This is a genomic window from Endozoicomonas sp. SESOKO4 (assembly GCF_024606275.1).
In genome coordinates this window covers 1-1,096 of sequence record NZ_JAHHPS010000555.1, presented here as the reverse complement: position 1 = coordinate 1,096, position 1,096 = coordinate 1, and the positions used below count along the sequence as shown (strand labels likewise).

The window sequence follows — 1,096 nt, the reverse complement described above, 5'->3', positions numbered from 1 at the left end:
AGCGGAACAGCTCCATACTGAACTCGCCATCCTTGTCTTTCCATTCCGGCCAGCCTAGCACCTCTTTCACTTGCTCATGTTTGAGCATGCCTTTGGTGCTATTCATGGACGAGAAGGATCGGAACAACTTCGTATTAAACTCGCCATCCCTGGCTTTCCATTCTGGCCAGCCCAGTATTGCTTTCACTTCCTTATGTGTGGGCAAGCCTTTACCATTATTCATGGACGAGAAGGAATTCAATACATCCAAACGTGCTAAATATTCGAGTTCACTCAGGCTACGTTCTGTGAAACTCCGGATATGTTTTTTTCTATTGTTTAACATGCTGGTCAGCATGCCTGTATTTTTGAAGTTTTCAGAAAGGTGCCCAAAAAAAGCGGTGGCATTATCGAAGAAGCTATTAAATGAACTTCTCTCTAGAAAGCCGAGGAGTTTATAAAAAGTAGACTTGACTGTGATGTTTTTTTTCTTGAATACCACCATCAGGGTTTGTACTTTTTCCAGCTCTTCCTGACTTAATTCGTATTCGATATTTTCTTTTACTTTTTCCAATGGGTCACCGGGGATCTGAGTGTCTGCCGGTTTCTTTTTTTTGGCCGATGGCGCAGTAGCAGCTGCTTCAGTATTATTTCTCTTTCTACCCGGGCCCTTCTTTTTTTTCTGGGCCGGTTCTGATGAATCCGGCTTTGTTTCTTTCCGGATTCGTTTTGCTCTTTTTTTACTCTGATTGTCCGAAAGGCACTTGTTGCATAAAATCACGGAGGCAGTTGCCTCATTGGTTATTCGCCTTAATTCCTGTGTATTCAGTGCCTTGTTGCACTTGAAACAAGTGACAGCAGAACTTCCGGTATCCTGTTCAGCTGAAGGTTCCAGCGGGTCTTCATCTTCACGACTGCTGCCGTTTGTCGAATCGGCTCCCTGTTTACGGGCAGCAGATCCGCTCATCTGGCCGGTCTGACTCGTTGTTGCGGTCGATGATGCTTTGGTCGTTCGGGAGGATGGATTCTTTTTCCTGGTAGCCGACTGTCGGCCAGAATATTTGCCAGCAGCGATCTCACGGTAAACACTGAGTTCCTGACCATTCTCTGCCAGCCA

Annotated in this window: 1 protein-coding gene; it reads right to left on the bottom strand. The window is 45.7% G+C overall.

The window, feature by feature from the left end; genetic code table 11:
• Positions 1–946: hypothetical protein (locus tag KDK16_RS10715; protein WP_257276086.1), on the bottom strand; the 946-nt coding region annotated here is incomplete at its 3' end.
• Between the last annotated feature and the right edge of the window lie 150 nt (positions 947–1,096).